A 17,475-nucleotide genomic window follows, 5' to 3' on the forward strand; every position below is an offset into this window, starting at 1 on the left:
TCGTTTAATTCATAGGAGGAACCGTTCACCCATGGGACGAATCCTGATTGTCGATGATACATTGTTTATGCGGACCTTGCTCAAGAACATACTCAGCTCCGGGGGACACGAGATCGTCGGGGAAGCTGAAGATGGTGATATCGGCGTTACCAAATACCGAGAATTGAAACCTGACCTTGTTACGATGGATGTGGTCATGCCAAAGATGAATGGCATTGAGGCATTAAAAGCCATCAAAGCACTTGACGCCAATGCAAAAGTGATCATGTGCACGGCGGTTGGTCAGGAACAGATGGTGAAACTTGCAATTAAAAGCGGAGCGAGAGGTTATATTGTAAAGCCGTTCCAGGCTCCAAAGGTTCTGGAAGAAATTGGAAATGTCCTTGGTGCTTAACACATGATCAGGGTTCTCGTCATCGACGATTCACTCTTTATCAGGACTGTAGTACAGGACATGCTTTCCGATGATCCGGATATTCAGATTGTTGGTGTCGCATCTGATGGTCTTGAAGCGCTGGATAAGATCAGGGAACTGAAACCAGATCTTATCACCCTGGACATAGAGATGCCGAGGCTTGACGGATTGTCAATGCTTGAGAGGAAAAAGGAGATTGACAGGTTTCCTAAAACCTTGGTTTTAAGCTCTTTGACTTCTGAAGGGGCAGAGATGACAAAGCGGGCTATTGCTCTTGGTGCTGATGACTTTATGCTGAAACCAAGAGGAATTAAGAATATCCGTGAGATTGGTGGAGAGTTAAAGCATAAAATAAAAAATATCTGTACGATCGCCTACATTACGGCAAAACCTGTACTAAAGGATAGTAATGCCAGGAATGTTGTGCTTATCGGTTCATCAGCCGGAGGACCACCGATGCTTGATACAATCGTGTCAAAACTACCCTCAGATCTGAATGCAGCGGTGATTATCACTCAGCACATGCCCAAAGGCGGATTTACTGCAGCACTTGCGGCGCGTCTGAACAGAATCTCACCATTGCAGATTCGGGAAACGGAGAACGGGGATGTTTTAAAAAACGGTACCGTTCTCGTCTCCAGAGCAGGATTTCATACCATTATTTCGTCTGTCCTTGACAAAGGTGGCAGTCAGAGTGGCAAAATTATCCTGACAGACTCTCCACCGGTTCATAATGTAAAACCCGCGGTAGATAAGACGTTCATCTCTGCAGCGCAGGTGTTTGGCAATCACTGTGTCACCGCAATTTTATCCGGGATGGGAAATGATGGTGGCGAAGGTACCGAGGCGATAAAAAAGGCAGGCGGAGTCACGATAGTATGCAGGGAAGAGGACTGTCTTGTCTACGGGATGGCGCGTTCAGCATTATCCCGGAACTGTGTGGATCATGTGCTCTCTTTGCAGGCAATTCCTGAAAAGATCGTTGAAACTATCAGGGCAATGAACGGGTGAATTATGTCTGATCTGGATGCATACCGGAGTCTCTATGTTGCAGAATCGCGGGAAAACCTTGAGGGTATTGTCAGCAATCTTCTAGTTCTGGAAAAGGGTACAGATTCTCATGCGATAGATGAGATCTTCCGGTCTGCTCATTCACTCAAGGGCATGTCTGCATCCATGGGATTTTCACACATGGAAGAGATCTGTCATGCTCTTGAGGATGTCTTCTCACAGATCAGGAGTGGCCGACTTGAGGTAACCCAGTCACTGGTTGATGATCTCCTCGGTGGTGCAGATGATATCGAACTGATGATTGATGAGATCGAGGCTGGTGGTGATGGACAGCTGGATCATAAGGACCAGCGGGTAAAAAGTCTGAAACGCTGGCTGTCAGCGGATGAAGAGAAGGAGGTGGTAAAACCTGCACCAAAGACCCCTGCACCTATAGAACCTCCCTCATCTGATACAGCTGGTGATATGTATGAAGGTCCTGCATATGATCAGGATTACGGGTCAGGTTGTCTGACATACACAATAACGTTCTCACTTGCTGACAATGTAGATAACAAAAACCTTCGTGGGATGCTGATACTTCAGAATCTGGAAAGTATCGGCGAGATTGTTACCTGTTCTCCTGAACGGACTATCGTTGAGGATGATGAGAATTTCACCGGGAACGTCACCCTGGAATTTCGGACAAATGCCGGAAAGAGTGCAATAGAAACCATTCTCGGTGTATCGGATATTAAAACCCGGACGATCTCTGAGCCTGCCATACCCGCTGAAGTATCTGGTGTTCCCCAGGCGAAAGATGAACCTGCCATTCCTCTAACAAAGGGTCCTTCAGACACCGGTTTCAGGTATGAAATCCACGTGGAGATTTCGTCTTCGGTTGATTCACGTAATCTTCGTTCAATGCTGCTCCTTCAGAACCTTGAGGGGCTCGGAACCATTTTACATCTCTCTCCAAAGCGTGAGATCATCGAGGATAGCGATACATACAACGGGGTTATGGATATTCTCCTCAGTACAGTCGAGCCACAGGAGAAGATCCATGCCCTGCTCAAGGGTTCAGATATCAAAAATTATTCTGTCAGGGTAGAAGTACCCGAGATTTCAAAAGAACCCGGCGCTGCCTTGGAGGGTTCAGATAGTACCTCTTTTGCCGGAATCCGAGCATCATCAGCAGATAAGGCAGAGAAAAAACGGGAAGTTAAAAATATCCGGGTTGATATTGACCGGCTTGACCATATGATGAACCTGGTTGAGGATCTGGTCATCAATCGTGGCCGCCTTGAGCAGATCGCCCAGCAATATAAGATTAAAGAACTCGATGAAACCCTCAACATGGTCGGCAGATCGGTATCTGATCTGCAGGTCATGATGATGGACATCCGGATGATTCCGCTGAATCATATCTTTAACCGGTTTCCACGAACGGTCCGTGACATTGCTGCCAAAGAAGGAAAAGAAGTTGACTTCGTGGTCGAGGGTGGTGACACGGAACTTGACCGGTCGGTTATGGACGGTCTGAATGATCCGCTTTTACATCTTATCAGAAACGCTCTTGATCACGGCATTGAACCACCGGATGTCAGGATAGCAAACGGGAAAAACCCGAAAGGCAGGCTGACCCTCTCCGCATCCAGGGACAAGGATAATGTCATTATTGTCATTGAAGATGACGGTGGCGGTGTCAACGTTGAGAAGATTAAAAAGAAGGCTATTGAACGGGGTCTTATCACCGAAGAGATTGCAGCATCAATGAGTGATCAGGATGCATATGATCTCCTCTTCCAGCCCGGGTTTTCAACGGCAGATAAGATCACTGATATCAGCGGCCGGGGGGTAGGCCTCGATGTCGTGAAGACCACAATTGCCTCATTACAGGGCACAATAAAACTTGAGTCTGTTCCTGGTCAGGGGAGCAGATTTGAGCTGGTCCTGCCTCCGACGATGGCAATTGTGATGGTAATGATGATCCGGATCAATGGGAAGCGGTGTGCCATCCCGATTACCAACGTTGCTGAGGTTGCAAGCCTTGCTGCATTCCCTATCCAGAACATCGGCAATGGAGAAGGTCTGCTGATGCGGGATGAGATCATTGTTCTTTACCGGCTTGATGATATGTTAGGCCGATCCAAGTCAGAAGAGGTCATCGTCGTTCTTCAGAATGGGAACCGGAAGGGTGCCATCATCGCAGATCTCATTGAAGGGCAGCAGGAGGTGGTTATAAAACCACTTTCGAAGTTTGTCGGAGCATGTGAGGGTGTCAGTGGTGTTACGATTCCAGGTGACGGGGAAGTAGTGCCGGTTCTTGATGTGAAGGCAATTCTTCGGGAAGGAGGACAGAAATCCGGACGAAAATCAGGCGGAAGGAGGGTGAAAAAGATGATAAAAAATGTGATAGCAGACGGAGATCTGGCTATTAGTGAACAACAGGCCGATGAACTGAGGGAACTTGGAAATATTGGCGCAGCTCATGCTGCAACAACCCTGTCTACAATTCTGAGTACGATGATACAGATCCGGGTGCCTGAGATCATCCTGGTCAATCTTGCGAATCTGCGCAATTATCTTGATGATGTCATGGCCGCCATGACGGTCTTTCAGATACAGGGCCAGATCAAAGGTGAAGGGTATCTTATACTGCACATTCCTGAGGATTCGATCATCAGGCTTACCAATATCATGATTGGGACGACTGAGCTGAACCGGGAGATTGATGACATGGACCGGAGTGCCATCAATGAGATCGGGAATATTATGACCTCATCGTTCCTTGATGCATGTGCCACTTTGCTGAATATCATCATGATCCCCTCCCCTCCCTCTATGGTCATTGATATGCCTCATGCTGCGCTTGAATCCATTATTGCTACCCAAGAGATTAAGGAGAATGTTGATGAAGTGGTGTTGTTCAGGACTGAACTGACCTGTGCAACCCATGAGATTAAAGCAAATATAATCCTCCTTCCAAGCAGATCCCTGCTTGCAGAAATTTTTGCCAGAATGGAGAATGTCATAGCGGTAGCAAAATCAGGCTGAATTGAATGAGCGAGACAATTACCGGCAGTGACCAGCGTGAGGTCATCATCATCGGTATTGGTGAATGGAGTACAGGGGATACTGTCATGACATCCATAGGTCTTGGTTCCTGCATCGGTCTTGTAATCCATGATGAAACACGAAAGATCGGTGGTCTTGCCCATGTCATGCTTCCAAAATCAAGCGGGAAACCAAATGAAAGGGCGGGAAAATACGCTGATACCGCGGTTGAAGTTCTGATTAAGGAACTTACGCAAAAAGGAAGCAAGGTAAGCAACCTGAAGGCAAAACTTGCCGGTGGCGCCTCCATGTTTCAGAACTTTTCAGGAAACCTGAATATCGGTGAGCGGAATGCTGAAGCACTCAAGGCCATCTTAAAAGAATTATCCATCCCAATTGTCCGGGAAGACCTGGGCGGGACCATTGGAAGGACAGTAACCTATTATCCAAAAGAAAACGGCCGGTTAGTCATCAGGCAGGCTGACGGAACAACAAGAGAAATTTAAATTTTTTTACATCCCTGCCGCTGAATCTTCGATTATCTTTTCAAGCATCTTAACGATATCAAGCAAGACCGGCGGGTTTGGCAGCATAAATATGTTCAGACTGAGCTCATGTTCATCACATATCAGTTCAGTCTTGAAAAAGACAACATTATCATAGAGAATATTGCTTTCTTTAATCACAAGATCAAAGACATTTTTCGGGAGATCAAAAATTGTCCTGGGTGGTGAGGGAAGCATAATAATTCCCAGTAATTCTGCAGTGCCATCAAGAAAGGCCGATACCATGATGTTCCCTATCTCATTGATGGCACTCTCATCCATCTCATTAAGCGGCCGGTCAGGTTCAATGGGCAGTCCAAGCATGATACTGGTCATCTGAATGACTGACTCCTGTGGGACATGGAGGATGACATACCCGGCTTTTGCCATCTGACCTTCCATGGTAAAGACGACCATGGCAGAAAGGCCCTGTTCAATCTGCTCATTAATGGCATGAAGGTCTACGATACTTATCTCCGGAACATTCAGCATTATGGGGGTGTTCAGCATCGTGGAGAGCGTGGTTGCTGCATGAGAAGCACCAATATTCCCTAGTTCCCTGAGCGCATCTTTTTGATTATCATTCAGATCTACCCGGAAATCTTTGATTGATTTATCTTTCATAGTATTGGTTAGCGGTGCTGCCCCAGTCCGGGGAATTTGTTCCTCAGCCGGGTTCTGTTCAGTATCAGCGGTTCCATCTTCAGGGATCTCATCCTTGTATTGCATGAGGATGCTCATGACCGGATCATCAGCAGATATTCCGGGTTCCGGTACCGGCTTTGATGGTTTTTTCTCTGGTTCGCTGCTCTCTTCTGATGAAGGTTCCTGGTCAGAAGAGTACTGGGCGAGGATGGACATAACAATATCTGCTTCAGTCTGGGGTTTTTGAGGTTCAGATGGTTTTACCCCCGGAGTCTTTTCCTCTGGTACGGGTGATTCTTCATATAACTCATCATCAGTCAGTGCATGTGCAGTTCTTACCGGTTCAGAAGGAGTTTTATCAGATGGGGATGCGGTTTCCCGTTTAGGCTGGCCTTCAAAGGACTGGCATCGCTCCAGATGCTCTTTTGCCACCGGATCAGCCGCATAAATTCCGAGGGCCTCTTCAAATGCTCTGCACGCAAGAGAGTATTCTCCCAGTTCCTCGTATGAAAGACCAATTTTAATAAACGGTTCAATAAAATCCGGGTGAATGGCGCTGGCGGATTCAAAATACTGGATCGCCGCATAGTAGTTTTTCTGGTCCATGAGGAGATTCCCCCATTGCATGTACCTGATATAAATCTCCTCTTCAGGCCTGGACCGGTATTTCGGACGGTATTGATCGGTTTTCACTCCGGGACGCATCAGGAGTGTGAGGTTTTTGCGTGCGACCGGGTTCTCTGGGTCAATATCAAGTGCTGTCGTGAAACACTTTCTCGCATGGGAAAACCTTCCCATTTTTACATAGGTATACCCGAGATTTATTATCGCAGCAACATTATCCGGGTCCTGTGTGAAGGCTTTCCTGAATAAAAATGATGCCTGATCATAGTCCTTCCTTTCAAGGGCTGATTCACCCATACGGAGTAGATTTCTGACCTCCCGGCGTAATGCGGCATCCATAGCAATCAATGAGTATGTGAAAATTCCCCGGAAAAATTACCGGGTATACAGGCTGATAGTAGAATTATTCTGTGTATAGATTATATACATTGCTCAATGGTCCTTTCCAATGCAGCATTTACATGACAAATACAGCTGCAGCAAGAACGGTTGTCCACCGGCCGTCCGGGTCACCTTTTTCTGATGTGCATATATGTGATGTTTTGATTATCTTGCCACTTGCCTTGTAAATCTGCTCCCGCTCCTGCCATGCGGTGTCAGGATCAAATTCAATACCAAGGGTGGTTGCAAGCATGGTTGCTGCAAGATCCTCCGCATACTCTCCTGCCTGGAGCTGGGTCTCCCCATAGGAATGATGTTCTGAAAGATAGCCGTAGTGGTTTTTCTCCTCAGGAACAGCAAGACCTATCGCAGCACTCATCAGGCGGTTTGGTTCATTGGTGTCATTCCTGGCCATTACCGTATACACGATCTCTCCAGGTTTTAACATGCTCAGGCCTTCCTCCCGTGATATCTCGATGCAATTTGGAGGAAAAATACTTGAGACATTGACAATGTTAAACATCTCAATACCTGCTGATCGCAGTGCGGCTTCGAAGGATGCCAGCCGGTCTTTATGAACTCCAACCCCTCCGGTGAAGAAGACTCTCCGCGGGACCATCATTCTATATCCATGAGCTGTGATTGACCATAAAAACAATCCGTCTGTACAGGTATCAAAAAACAGTCAAAAATTGTGTCAGCACAGGTCTTCAGTCCGTGTGTCTGAATTACGTAGATAGAGCTTGATGGTCCTATCCGGTTGTACCTTATAATCTTATCAGGCTAACACATATGGGATATTCACCATGAAGGCAGTGCTCGGACTCGAGAATGGACGATATTTCTTCGGAGAGGGCTTTGGAGTTGAGGGTGAAACAGGAGGCGAACTCGTGTTTACAACCCAGATGACCGGATACATGGAAGCTCTCACTGATCCGAGTTATCATGGTCAGATTCTTCTTTTCACCTATCCGTTAATTGGAAATTACGGCGTTGATCCAGAAAACTTTCAAAATCCGCGTGTCTGGGCAGGGGGGTGCGTTATCCACGAACTCTGCCGGAAACCCGCGCAATCACCTCCTCTCCACTCTTTTTTTGAAGAACAGGGTCTTCTTGGGATATCCGGGATTGATACCCGCCATCTTACGATTAGCATTCGTGAACAGGGAACCGTTCGTGCTGCTCTTATCACCGGGAGTGATGATTGGAAGGCAGCGGTTGAGATGGCACGGAAAACCCCGGATATCACCGCACAATCCCTCATTCCTGATGTCAGTTGTAAAAAACCATGGCATAATCCTGGTACCGGACCCAAAGTTGCTGTTCTGGATCTTGGAATCAAGACAAACATGCTTAAATCTCTCTCATCGCGTGGCGGCGACCTCTATGTCTTTCCTCATGATGCAAAAGCTGATGAGATTCTTGCCTGTCGTCCGGATGGGCTCTTCATCAGTAATGGTCCGGGCGATCCTAAACAGGCACAGATGACCATTGCAACGGTCCGCGAACTGATTGGCCAGATGCCTGTCTTTGGTATTTGTATGGGGAATCAGGTATGTGGTCTCGCTCTTGGTGCAGACTGCAAAAAGATGAAGTTCGGACACCGGGGTGCAAACCAGCCGGTCAGATGCATTGATGGGAGTATTTCCATTACATCCCAGAATCACGGATTTGTTGTTGACGGCGATACCCTTCCGGAAGGATGCAGAATTACCTATGTAAACTGCAATGACGGGACTCTTGAAGGTTTTGAGGATCCCTCACTTGGTATCTATTGCGTTCAGTTTCATCCGGAAGCGCATGCAGGACCGCATGATACTGAAGAAAAATATTTTGATACCATGTTTCGGAGGATGGTCTGATGCCACGGGATCCATCCATTAAAAAGGTCCTTCTCATCGGGTCAGGGCCGATTCAGATTGGCCAGGCAGCAGAATTTGACTTTTCAGGGTCACAAGCGTGTCGCGCTCTTCGCGAAGAAGGAGTTTCGGTTGTACTGGTGAACTCAAACCCTGCCACTATTCAGACAGATCCCGACATGGCTGATGTTACCTATGTCGAGCCATTACAGGCAGATATCATTGCCAAGATCATTAAAAAAGAGAAGCCCGATGGGATTCTTTCCGGAATGGGGGGTCAGACCGGTCTGAACTTGACGGCAGAACTTGCTGAGATGGGTGCTCTTGAAGGGGTTAAGATCCTTGGAACACCTCTGAAAGCAATCTATGAAGGAGAAGACCGGGAGAAATTCCGTGACCTCATGAACCGGATCGGTGAACCAGTCCCTCGTTCTGTCATTGTCAGTTCCCTGGATCAACTGGAGCATGCAGCATCTGTTGTCGGTTTTCCGGCAATCATCCGTCCGGCTTATACGCTTGGAGGAGCTGGTGGCGGAATTGCCTACAATCTAGATGAACTCCGCCGGATAGTTGAGCTGGGTCTTGGAAAATCCCGTATCCATCAGGTTCTCATTGAAGAGAGTGTTGCCGGATGGAAGGAGATCGAGTTTGAGGTCATGCGTGATGCGAATGATACCTGTATTACCATCTGTGGGATGGAAAATGTTGATCCCATGGGTGTTCATACCGGAGAGAGCGTGGTCGTTGCACCGATACTCACCCTCCGCGATGACGAATTCCATCTCCTGAGAAATGCTGCTCTCAAGATCATCCGAGCGCTTGATGTTCAGGGTGGCTGTAACATCCAGTTTGCCTTTAAGGGAGATGATGAGTACCGTGTCATCGAGGTTAATCCACGGGTTTCCCGTTCATCTGCTCTTGCTTCAAAAGCGACCGGGTATCCGATTGCACGGGTAGCATCAAAAATTGCAATCGGCCTCCGGCTTGATGAGATCTTAAATACTGTCACCGGAAAGACGCCTGCCTCATTTGAGCCTTCGATCGATTATGTCGTCGTTAAAGTCCCCCGGTGGCCTTTTGACAAGTTTAAGACTGCTGACCGGACTCTTACAACCGCAATGAAGTCGACAGGTGAAGTGATGGCAATCGGCCGGTGTGTTGAAGAAGCCTTCCTCAAAGCACTCCGCTCACTTGATACCGATGTTGAACATCACACAGTCCTGTCGGAACTGAAAATGATCCTTTCACGGCCGACAGATGAGCGGTTTGGTGCCCTGTTTGACGCTCTTCGCCAGGGGATGACCCTGAATGAGATCGCAGAGATAACCAGGATAACTCCCTTCTGGCTTGAAAAAATTCAGAATATTGTTGAGATGGAGAAAGCCCTGACTGCACACCCTGATGATGCAACCATTCTCAAGGCAAAAGAATTTGGGTTTTCTGACCTTGAAATTGCTCAATATTCCGGAAAGGATGTTTCTGAAGTCGAATCAAAAGTTGGTCTTCCGGTATACAAAATGGTAGATACCTGTGCTGCTGAATTTCCTGCACAGACACCGTATTTCTATTCAACCTATGGGGATAAGGTCTGTGAAGTAACCCATTCTGACCGGAAAAAGGTCATGATTCTGGGTTCAGGGCCTATCCGAATTGGGCAGGGTATTGAGTTTGATTACTGCACAGTACATGCGGTTACCGCTCTCAGGGAAGATGGTTATGAGGTTCATGTTGTCAATAACAATCCTGAGACGGTGTCAACCGATTTCGATACCTCTGACCGGCTGTTTTTTGAGCCAATGACGCTGGAGGATGTCTCACATATCCTTCAAAAAGATGATTATTACGGGGTCATGGTTCAGTTTGGTGGTCAAAACGCAGTTAATCTGGCAGTCCCCTTAAAGAATGAGATAGATCGGTTAAACCTGAAAACCAGGATTCTTGGAACAACTCCTGATGCCATGGATATGGCCGAGGATCGTGACCGGTTTAGTGTACTGCTTGATTCACTCTCCATTCCAACTCCTCCAAACGGATCTGCGTATAGTGAGCAGGAGGCATATGCAACAGCGGAACGAATCGGCTATCCGGTTCTTGTCCGTCCGTCCTATGTCCTTGGTGGCCGGGCGATGGAGATCGTGCATGATGATACGGAACTTGCAACCTATATGCGTGAAGCAGTTCGCGTCTCGAAAAGTCATCCGGTTCTTATCGACCGTTTTTTACAGAATGCCATTGAGCTTGATGTTGATGCGGTCTGTGACGGGACTGATGTTATCATCGGGGGAATCATGGAGCATATTGAGACCGCCGGGGTTCATTCCGGAGATTCAGCCTGTGTCATCCCTCCGCAGTCCCTGTCTCCTGAAATTCTGGCTGATGTCCGTGATTATACCAGAAAGATTGCTCTTGGCCTTGGAGTTGTCGGTCTTGTAAATATTCAGTTTGCAGTGCAGGGAAGCACGGTATATGTTCTTGAAGCAAACCCTCGTGCCAGTCGGACCGTTCCTTTTGTGGCAAAGTCAGTAGGAATACCACTGGCAAAGATAGCTGCGCGTGTGATGATGGGTGAACGACTTGCTGATATGCCATACAAGGAGATTGAGGTCTCCCATGTTGCCGTGAAGGAAGTTCTGCTTCCCTTCAACAAACTCCCCGGTGTTGATACGGTCCTTGGGCCTGAGATGAAATCCACCGGAGAGGTCATGGGGATCGATTATGACTTTGGCCGGGCATATTACAAGGCCAGTATTGCCGCTCATAACCGGCTCCCGAAATCAGGAAACGTCTTCATATCTGTAACTGATGACCTTAAGGATCAGATACTTCAGGTTGCAAAGACGTTTACTGAAAATGGTCTCTCTATTTATGCAACATCGGGGACTGTTGAATTCTTTGCAGAAAGGGGTATTACGGCAAACCTTGTCAGAAAGATTGCCGAAGGGTCTCCGAATGTACTTGATATGCTAAGAGCCGGAGAGATCAGCCTTATCATCAATAATTTCGCTGACAAGCAGTCACGCCATGATCATCAGCAGATAATGCGGGTCGCTGTAGATTATGGGACACCCTATATCACCACTTTGCAGGCGGCAGTCGCAGCTGCGGAAGCTATCAATTCAGTCAGGGAAGAGAACCTGACAATTGAACCACTACAGCATTATATCGGTCGCTGAATACTCTATACAAACTTTTTTTACGTGCGGTTTTTTCTTCTTCCGACACTCATATGTAGGAGATAAACCGGTGAAATTTCATGGGAAAAGGAACAGTAGTACTTGCATATTCCGGCGGTCTTGATACGTCAATCTGCATTCCTCTTTTAAAAGAAGAGTACGGGTATGACCGGGTTGTTACGGTAGCCGCTGATGTCGGTCAGCGGAAAGAGGAGATATCCATAGCCGAAGAGAAGGGGAAGAGATTTGCAGACAAACACTATACCCTGGATCTGATCGATCAGTTTGTTGACCGGTGCCTGATGCCTTCAATCAAGGCAAATGGTCTCTATGAAGGGTACCCGATGGGAACCTCCCTTGCCCGTCCGGTGATTGCCGAAGCAGTGGTTGAGATAGCAAAAAAGGAAGACGCTACTGCGGTTGCACATGGATGTACCGGGAAGGGGAATGATCAGCTGAGATTTGATGTTGTCTTCCGTGCAGCAGATCTTGAAGTTATTGCTCCAATCCGGGAACGTAACATGACCCGTGAGTGGGAGATTGGATATGCAGAGAAGCATGGAATACCGGTTCCTGTTGACAAGGAGAAACCCTGGTCTGTTGATGAGAATCTCTGGAGCCGCTCCATTGAGGGTGGGAAGCTTGAGGATCCGGCATTTCATCCGCCGGAGGAGATTTATGCATGGACGGTCTCACCGCTGAAAGCACCAGATGAGCCACAGGTCCTTTCAATTACATTTGAAGCAGGTATCCCGGTAGCTCTTGACGGAAAAAGGATGAAAGGGGCAGACCTTATCCGCACGGTAGGACAGATTGCAGGAGGTCATGGTATCGGCCGGAATGATATGATGGAGAACCGTGTGCTTGGTATCAAGGCACGTGAGATATATGAACACCCGGCTGCCAATGTTCTGCTGACTGCACATGCAGATTTGGAGCGGCTTGTCCTCACCCGTGAAGAGTATGCATTCAAGCAGAGTGTTGATGCCAAGTGGGCTCAGCTTGCCTATTATGGTCTGATTTATGAACCGCTCTGGGATGCCCTGAATGCCTTTATTGACACCACCCAGAAGCGGGTAAACGGGACGGTTGATGTCCGGTTATTCAAGGGGTCAGTGACCGTGCTTGGTCGTTCCTCTCCTGATTCGTTCTACTCAATCGATGTCGCTTCATTTGATTCAACAACTATTGATCAGACTGATGCTATCGGGTATTCCATGTATTATGGTCTGCAGGCACGTCTGGTCCGGAAAAAACAGAAAAAATAATTTTTTCTTATTTGATTACTCCTGATACCTGATCTATTCAGGCATTGTCCGTCCAATTTGAGTTCTATCAAAGTCGTGGTCATAACGTACCAATGTACAATTATATGTTTCACAAATTGCCATCTGATAAGCATCATGAAAATCCAAATTCCATTGAGCCATAATTTGAAGTGAGCATTGATGAGAATGTCATCTACAAAAACATCATACATCTCTTCTTTTTTCATACTGCAGAGGATAAGTCCAATAGTGTATAATGAAAAATCTGTCAGACTGAGTTCATTCGTAGGTGTTTCATCTAACATTTTCCCTACAACATGAGAATGGCGTCTGTCAAGAAGGCGTTCAAGTCAGATATTTGTATCGAGAAGGAACATTTATCATTCCAAAAACGAAAAAATCTGCACTGTAAAAGATTATAATAAGTGAAAATTTAAAAACTCATATAAGAAAGAAGCGAATTAATCGCTCTGACGTCCCGGCTGGGACTTGAACCCAGGTCAAAAGCTCCGCAGGCTTCTAGGATATCCACTACCCTACCGGGACCAGAAGTGCCTGTATATGTTATAGCTCATCACTAATGAAGGTATTCATATCTCACTTTTGGTCTTCATATGCATCCTGACAATCATTCCGATGGTCTCATTTTCAGAATCCCTGATAGAAGTTGACTGGATGACGACATGCCTGAATGAATTATCACTCATCTTCACAGCAATATGCTGCCTCACGCCAAGGACCAGGCTTTCCCGGATGACATCCTGAAAGGTATCGGTAAATACGGTATTCTGCCTGGTATCGTAAAAGGTGAGGTATTTACCGATTGGCTTTAAGATTATATCATTCCTGTGCACATTTAACAGGTGTTCCCCATAAGGATTGATAAATACAATTCTCCCTCGTTTATCAAGGATGAAATATGCATCCAGCTCTGACAGGGCTGCACGTGCAATCCGTCGGATCTTCCCTCCTTTGTAATCTTTGGACCTCTTCAGGATTCGATCATTGTGCAGAGCAATCTCAATATTGGAGTAGAGGTCTTTTGCATTGAATGGCTTGATGATAAAACTGGCCGGTTCAGCCATGGTCGCCCGCTCAAGGGTGGTTTCATCATCCTGACCAGACAGAAAGATTACCGGTATGTGAAAAATGGCTGTGATGAACTTGGTTGCCGTGATTCCATCTATCTTTCCTGCAAGGTTGATATCCATGAGGACGAGATCAGGAAGATGTTCAGCTGCTTTATAGAGGGCATCCTCTCCGGTGGCAACCTTGGCACACACGACATACTCACGTTGAAGAAGAAATCTCTCGATAAGGGTTGCTATGATATCATCATCTTCAACGATGAGTATCTCCGTCAGGGGACTTTTTCTTGTATCAAACATAAGGTGCCTGCCAGGAGTGCAATATATTATCGTGGACCTGTAATTATCAGTTGTTTATGCCTGTTTATTAACTCTTGTTTTATATCTCATTCACCGGTATTCCCGTTTGGTATATTGGTATTTTTCAGCATCTCCACCATGAAAGACGATATAAAACCACTCGTAAATTGACTTAAGAGCACCAAACTGATCGTACCTCCGCATCGAAAAACTCACGAACAGTTTCCGATCAAATTTCACCTTTCCAATTCTTCTCATCCGGTGGGCGATCTCAAGGTCATCGCCGGCATCTGAAACCCGGTACATACCGGCCTTTTTAAACGGTTCTGCTCTGAATACACTGTTACATCCCAGAGTGAAGAGTATTGTCCCGGTGAGGTATCCGATATGAGCAAAGCTATTGGCAAGAAAGAGATAAAACCGGTTTTTTATCGTCGCCTCAATCGGTTTTACTGGTCCGTAGAGCATGACAACTTCCGGGTCAAGAAAATCCTGTCTTATCCTGCTCAGCCAGTCAGGCGGAAGGATCGTGTCAGCGTCAGTTGTTGCGATTATCTCTCCCCTGGCGCGTAAAGCCCCGTCATTTCTCGCCCCTCCCACTTTCGGGCTGGTCTGGATGAAAACAAGATCTGCATATTTTTCAGCAATTTCGCGGGTCTTATCTTTTGATCCACCGTCAACCACGATGATCTCATACTCCTCCCGGGGAAAATCCTGCTGTACCAGGGATACGAGGCACCGTTCTATACGTTCTTCTTCATTAAATGAGGGAATTACTATGGATATCATGATGTTACCAGTTCTTCGTACAGGGAGAGATGGTCTCTGCAGACCTGCTTAATATCATACTTTGCTGAGTATTCTCGTGCCCGTGCTGCACAGGCATGCAACGTTTTCTCATCTGACAGTTCTGCATGAGCATCATCAGGTGTTCTGAAATAACGTACCGAGTCCTGGTAAACCTCATGGAATTCAGGGATATCACGTGCAATGACCGGGAGACCACAGGACTGCGCTTCAAGCACGGCAAGCCCGAATGTTTCGGCATAGGTTGGCATCATAAAGACATCTGCTGCACAATATGCCTCTGCAATATCACGGACAAAACCAGTGAAAAGGACATTTTTCGGTTTTCGTTGCATCATCATTTTTATTTTGAAATAATCTTTGGATAACAGCCCGTATGGAAATCCCCCGACCCAGATAAAGCGTGTATCCGGATTCTTTGATGCAAGTTTCATAAAATCATAGATCCCCTTTCTCGGACTTACCTGGGCCACCGTCAGGACAACCTGTTCTTCGGGTGTAATCCCCCACATATCCCTGAATGCCTCCCGCTTATCAGGTGATGGGGAGAAGTAATCCCGGTCTATTCCGTTTGGTATTCTCGTGACAGGAACATCGGGGACCATCTCCTGCACCTCCTTTTCACAGGCCTCGGAGATGGTGATGATATGATCAAATTTTCGGTAAATGTCAGGGTATCTTTTATTAATCGTCCTGGTAAGGGCCAGGTTCCCGATATTTACCCGGGGAGTTGAATGAGCAGTCAGGATCTTCTTACCTGATGCCAGCCGGCGGTTGAGGAGGGCAATCGGTCCGAACGTGTGGTAATGTGAGATATCTGCATGAAATTTGTACCGCTCCCAGGTCAGATCGATACCGTTCTGCTTTTTCAGACCACGGTAAATGGTTCGTGCAACGGTTGCGCATCCGATATACTTGAAGACAAACATGTCTTCCACGACAAAATTGATCTTCATGTCTGTCCATGTACAAAATTTAGAACTGAACGGATGATACCGTCCATATTCAGATACTCAAACTGTGAAAACCGACCGACCAGGGGGATGCCCCGGTTTTTGAAATATTCCCTGATTGTGGTGATATTTCTGATATAATCAAGATCATACACCACATATGCAAATTTATTCCGTGTTATTTGTGTGGCAATGACCCTATCCATCGTGAAAAGACCGAGAGAAGAGAGTGATGAGATGATATGATCCGTAACTTCTGCATCAGTCATGCGGGATATCTCATCACCTTCGTTGTAGGTGATCTCGGCAAGGATTGATGAACACCCATCAGGGGCGGTGGTATCTGAAAAGTTGGAGGGAAATGAGATCCGGTTCGCAAGAGAGGCACCGGCATCCGGAATATATGCCCATGAAAAGGGGGGAACAGTCCCTTGTATTCCGATCCCGATTGCCATAACCGAGTTATATTTCAGGTCAGCGACTGCTTTTCTCACCTCATCGGGAATAGTATCAAGACATGGGATGAGATTTTGAAGGGGAATGGTGCTGATTATCTGGTCGGCTGACAGAGTACGTGTTCCATCAGAAACCACATACTGACCCTCCTGTCCTGATATTGAGCTGACCTGAAATCCGGTGAGAATGTTTTCTTTGATAGGGGCCGCAATGGCATGAATCAGCGCTTCAATCCCGCCAGTCACCGGGTATGAGAATACTGCCTGATGGGTATAGCCTTCGGTCTCTATTCCGACTGCAGACTTGATGATATCCTCAACAGGTGGTCGGGGAACTCTTCCCTCCATCCAGTGCGCCGACATGAGATGCGGGGGATAGTTCCAGATTTTTGTGTTGTAGGGGATCAGATATGCATCGGCAATACCTCTCCCGAAGGTCTGAACTATCCACTCCTGGAAGTTTTGCGGGCTGTTATATTCACCTTTCTCCGAAGCGATGAGGGCTTTTATATACTCATGCAGGCAGGTGTAACAGTCTTCTTTTGGAAGCTCCGAGAGTGCATTTTCAAAGGGGTATTTGACATATCTTCCCTTATAGAGGATTTTGGTATTTCGAACCCTTTCAGCCCTGTTTTCACCAAGTACATCGTGAATAAACGATAAAACCTCGATATCCCTTGAAAAGATAATATGCGATCCTCCGGTATCAAAGGTAAAGCCTTTTGTTTTTTGGGATCTGCACAATCCTCCTGGACGTATCTCCTGCTCCAGAACGGTAACGTCCTTTCCTTGTAATGTAAGAATGCGTGCCAGTGTTAATCCACACAGCCCGCCGCCAAGTATTAATGTCTTCATAATCTTGAAAATGGAATGGTGATTTTTGCTAAACCATGCATAATTCGGGATATCATGATA

Annotated in this window: 14 protein-coding genes and 1 tRNA gene; 7 read left to right on the forward strand and 8 right to left on the reverse strand. The window is 46.8% G+C overall.

The window, feature by feature from the left end; all coding sequences use genetic code 11:
* Positions 1–31: 31 nt before the first annotated feature.
* The 4 genes from MHUN_RS00575 to MHUN_RS00590 are packed head-to-tail and all read left to right on the forward strand — an operon-like array spanning position 32 to position 4,968.
* On the forward strand, positions 32–394 hold the full coding sequence (locus MHUN_RS00575) for a response regulator (protein ID WP_011447182.1): 363 nt from the start codon (positions 32–34) through the stop codon (positions 392–394).
* 3 nt (positions 395–397) lie between these two features.
* Complete coding sequence (cheB, locus tag MHUN_RS00580) at positions 398–1,426, forward strand: chemotaxis-specific protein-glutamate methyltransferase CheB (RefSeq protein ID WP_011447183.1); 1,029 nt, start codon at positions 398–400, stop codon at positions 1,424–1,426.
* Between the two features lie 3 nt (positions 1,427–1,429).
* Positions 1,430–4,462: an ATP-binding protein gene (locus MHUN_RS00585; RefSeq protein ID WP_011447184.1), complete on the forward strand. Its 3,033-nt coding sequence runs from the start codon at positions 1,430–1,432 to the stop codon at positions 4,460–4,462.
* A 5-nt stretch (positions 4,463–4,467) separates the two neighbouring features.
* Complete coding sequence (locus MHUN_RS00590) at positions 4,468–4,968, forward strand: chemotaxis protein CheD (RefSeq protein ID WP_011447185.1); 501 nt, start codon at positions 4,468–4,470, stop codon at positions 4,966–4,968.
* A 6-nt stretch (positions 4,969–4,974) separates the two neighbouring features.
* Here the strand turns inward: MHUN_RS00590 and MHUN_RS16975 are convergent, their stop codons facing one another.
* Complete coding sequence (locus MHUN_RS16975) at positions 4,975–6,615, reverse strand: tetratricopeptide repeat protein (protein WP_011447186.1); 1,641 nt, start codon at positions 6,613–6,615, stop codon at positions 4,975–4,977.
* A 118-nt stretch (positions 6,616–6,733) separates the two neighbouring features.
* Positions 6,734–7,279 (reverse strand): pyruvoyl-dependent arginine decarboxylase, encoded by a 546-nt coding sequence (locus MHUN_RS00600; protein ID WP_011447187.1) that lies wholly within the window; start codon positions 7,277–7,279, stop codon positions 6,734–6,736.
* A 184-nt stretch (positions 7,280–7,463) separates the two neighbouring features.
* On the opposite strand from MHUN_RS00600, the gene carA reads away from it, so the two are divergent.
* The 3 genes from carA (at position 7,464) to MHUN_RS00615 (ending at position 12,957) form a co-directional block, all read left to right on the forward strand.
* On the forward strand, positions 7,464–8,519 hold the full coding sequence (gene carA, locus MHUN_RS00605) for a glutamine-hydrolyzing carbamoyl-phosphate synthase small subunit (protein WP_011447188.1): 1,056 nt from the start codon (positions 7,464–7,466) through the stop codon (positions 8,517–8,519).
* Positions 8,519–11,689 carry a carbamoyl-phosphate synthase large subunit gene (gene carB / locus MHUN_RS00610; RefSeq protein WP_011447189.1) on the forward strand — a complete coding sequence of 1,057 codons (3,171 nt, stop codon included), beginning with the start codon at positions 8,519–8,521 and terminating at the stop codon, positions 11,687–11,689. The genes carA and carB overlap by 1 nt, the downstream gene beginning before the upstream one ends.
* 80 nt (positions 11,690–11,769) lie before the next feature.
* Positions 11,770–12,957: an argininosuccinate synthase gene (locus MHUN_RS00615; RefSeq protein WP_011447190.1), complete on the forward strand. Its 1,188-nt coding sequence runs from the start codon at positions 11,770–11,772 to the stop codon at positions 12,955–12,957.
* 33 nt (positions 12,958–12,990) lie between these two features.
* Here the strand turns inward: MHUN_RS00615 and MHUN_RS19885 are convergent, their stop codons facing one another.
* From MHUN_RS19885 to MHUN_RS00640, 6 genes are all read right to left on the reverse strand, one after another.
* On the reverse strand, positions 12,991–13,119 hold the full coding sequence (locus MHUN_RS19885; protein WP_394296008.1) for a hypothetical protein: 129 nt from the start codon (positions 13,117–13,119) through the stop codon (positions 12,991–12,993).
* Between the two features lie 312 nt (positions 13,120–13,431).
* Positions 13,432–13,503, reverse strand: a tRNA-Arg gene (locus MHUN_RS00620).
* Between the two features lie 44 nt (positions 13,504–13,547).
* Positions 13,548–14,345, reverse strand: coding sequence for an ATP-binding response regulator (locus MHUN_RS00625; protein WP_011447191.1), 798 nt, complete (start codon positions 14,343–14,345; stop codon positions 13,548–13,550).
* A 90-nt stretch (positions 14,346–14,435) separates the two neighbouring features.
* The gene (locus tag MHUN_RS00630; RefSeq protein WP_011447192.1) at positions 14,436–15,134 is read right to left on the reverse strand and encodes a glycosyltransferase; all 699 of its coding nucleotides are present in this window, start codon (positions 15,132–15,134) and stop codon (positions 14,436–14,438) included.
* Positions 15,131–16,108 carry a glycosyltransferase family 4 protein gene (locus tag MHUN_RS00635; protein ID WP_011447193.1) on the reverse strand — a complete coding sequence of 326 codons (978 nt, stop codon included), beginning with the start codon at positions 16,106–16,108 and terminating at the stop codon, positions 15,131–15,133. Before MHUN_RS00635 ends, MHUN_RS00630 begins: the two co-directional genes overlap by 4 nt.
* Complete coding sequence (locus MHUN_RS00640) at positions 16,105–17,415, reverse strand: protoporphyrinogen/coproporphyrinogen oxidase (protein ID WP_011447194.1); 1,311 nt, start codon at positions 17,413–17,415, stop codon at positions 16,105–16,107. Before MHUN_RS00640 ends, MHUN_RS00635 begins: the two co-directional genes overlap by 4 nt.
* Positions 17,416–17,475 lie beyond the last annotated feature (60 nt).

Source organism: Methanospirillum hungatei JF-1 (genome assembly GCF_000013445.1).
GTDB classification, from domain to species: Archaea; Halobacteriota; Methanomicrobia; order Methanomicrobiales; family Methanospirillaceae; genus Methanospirillum; species Methanospirillum hungatei.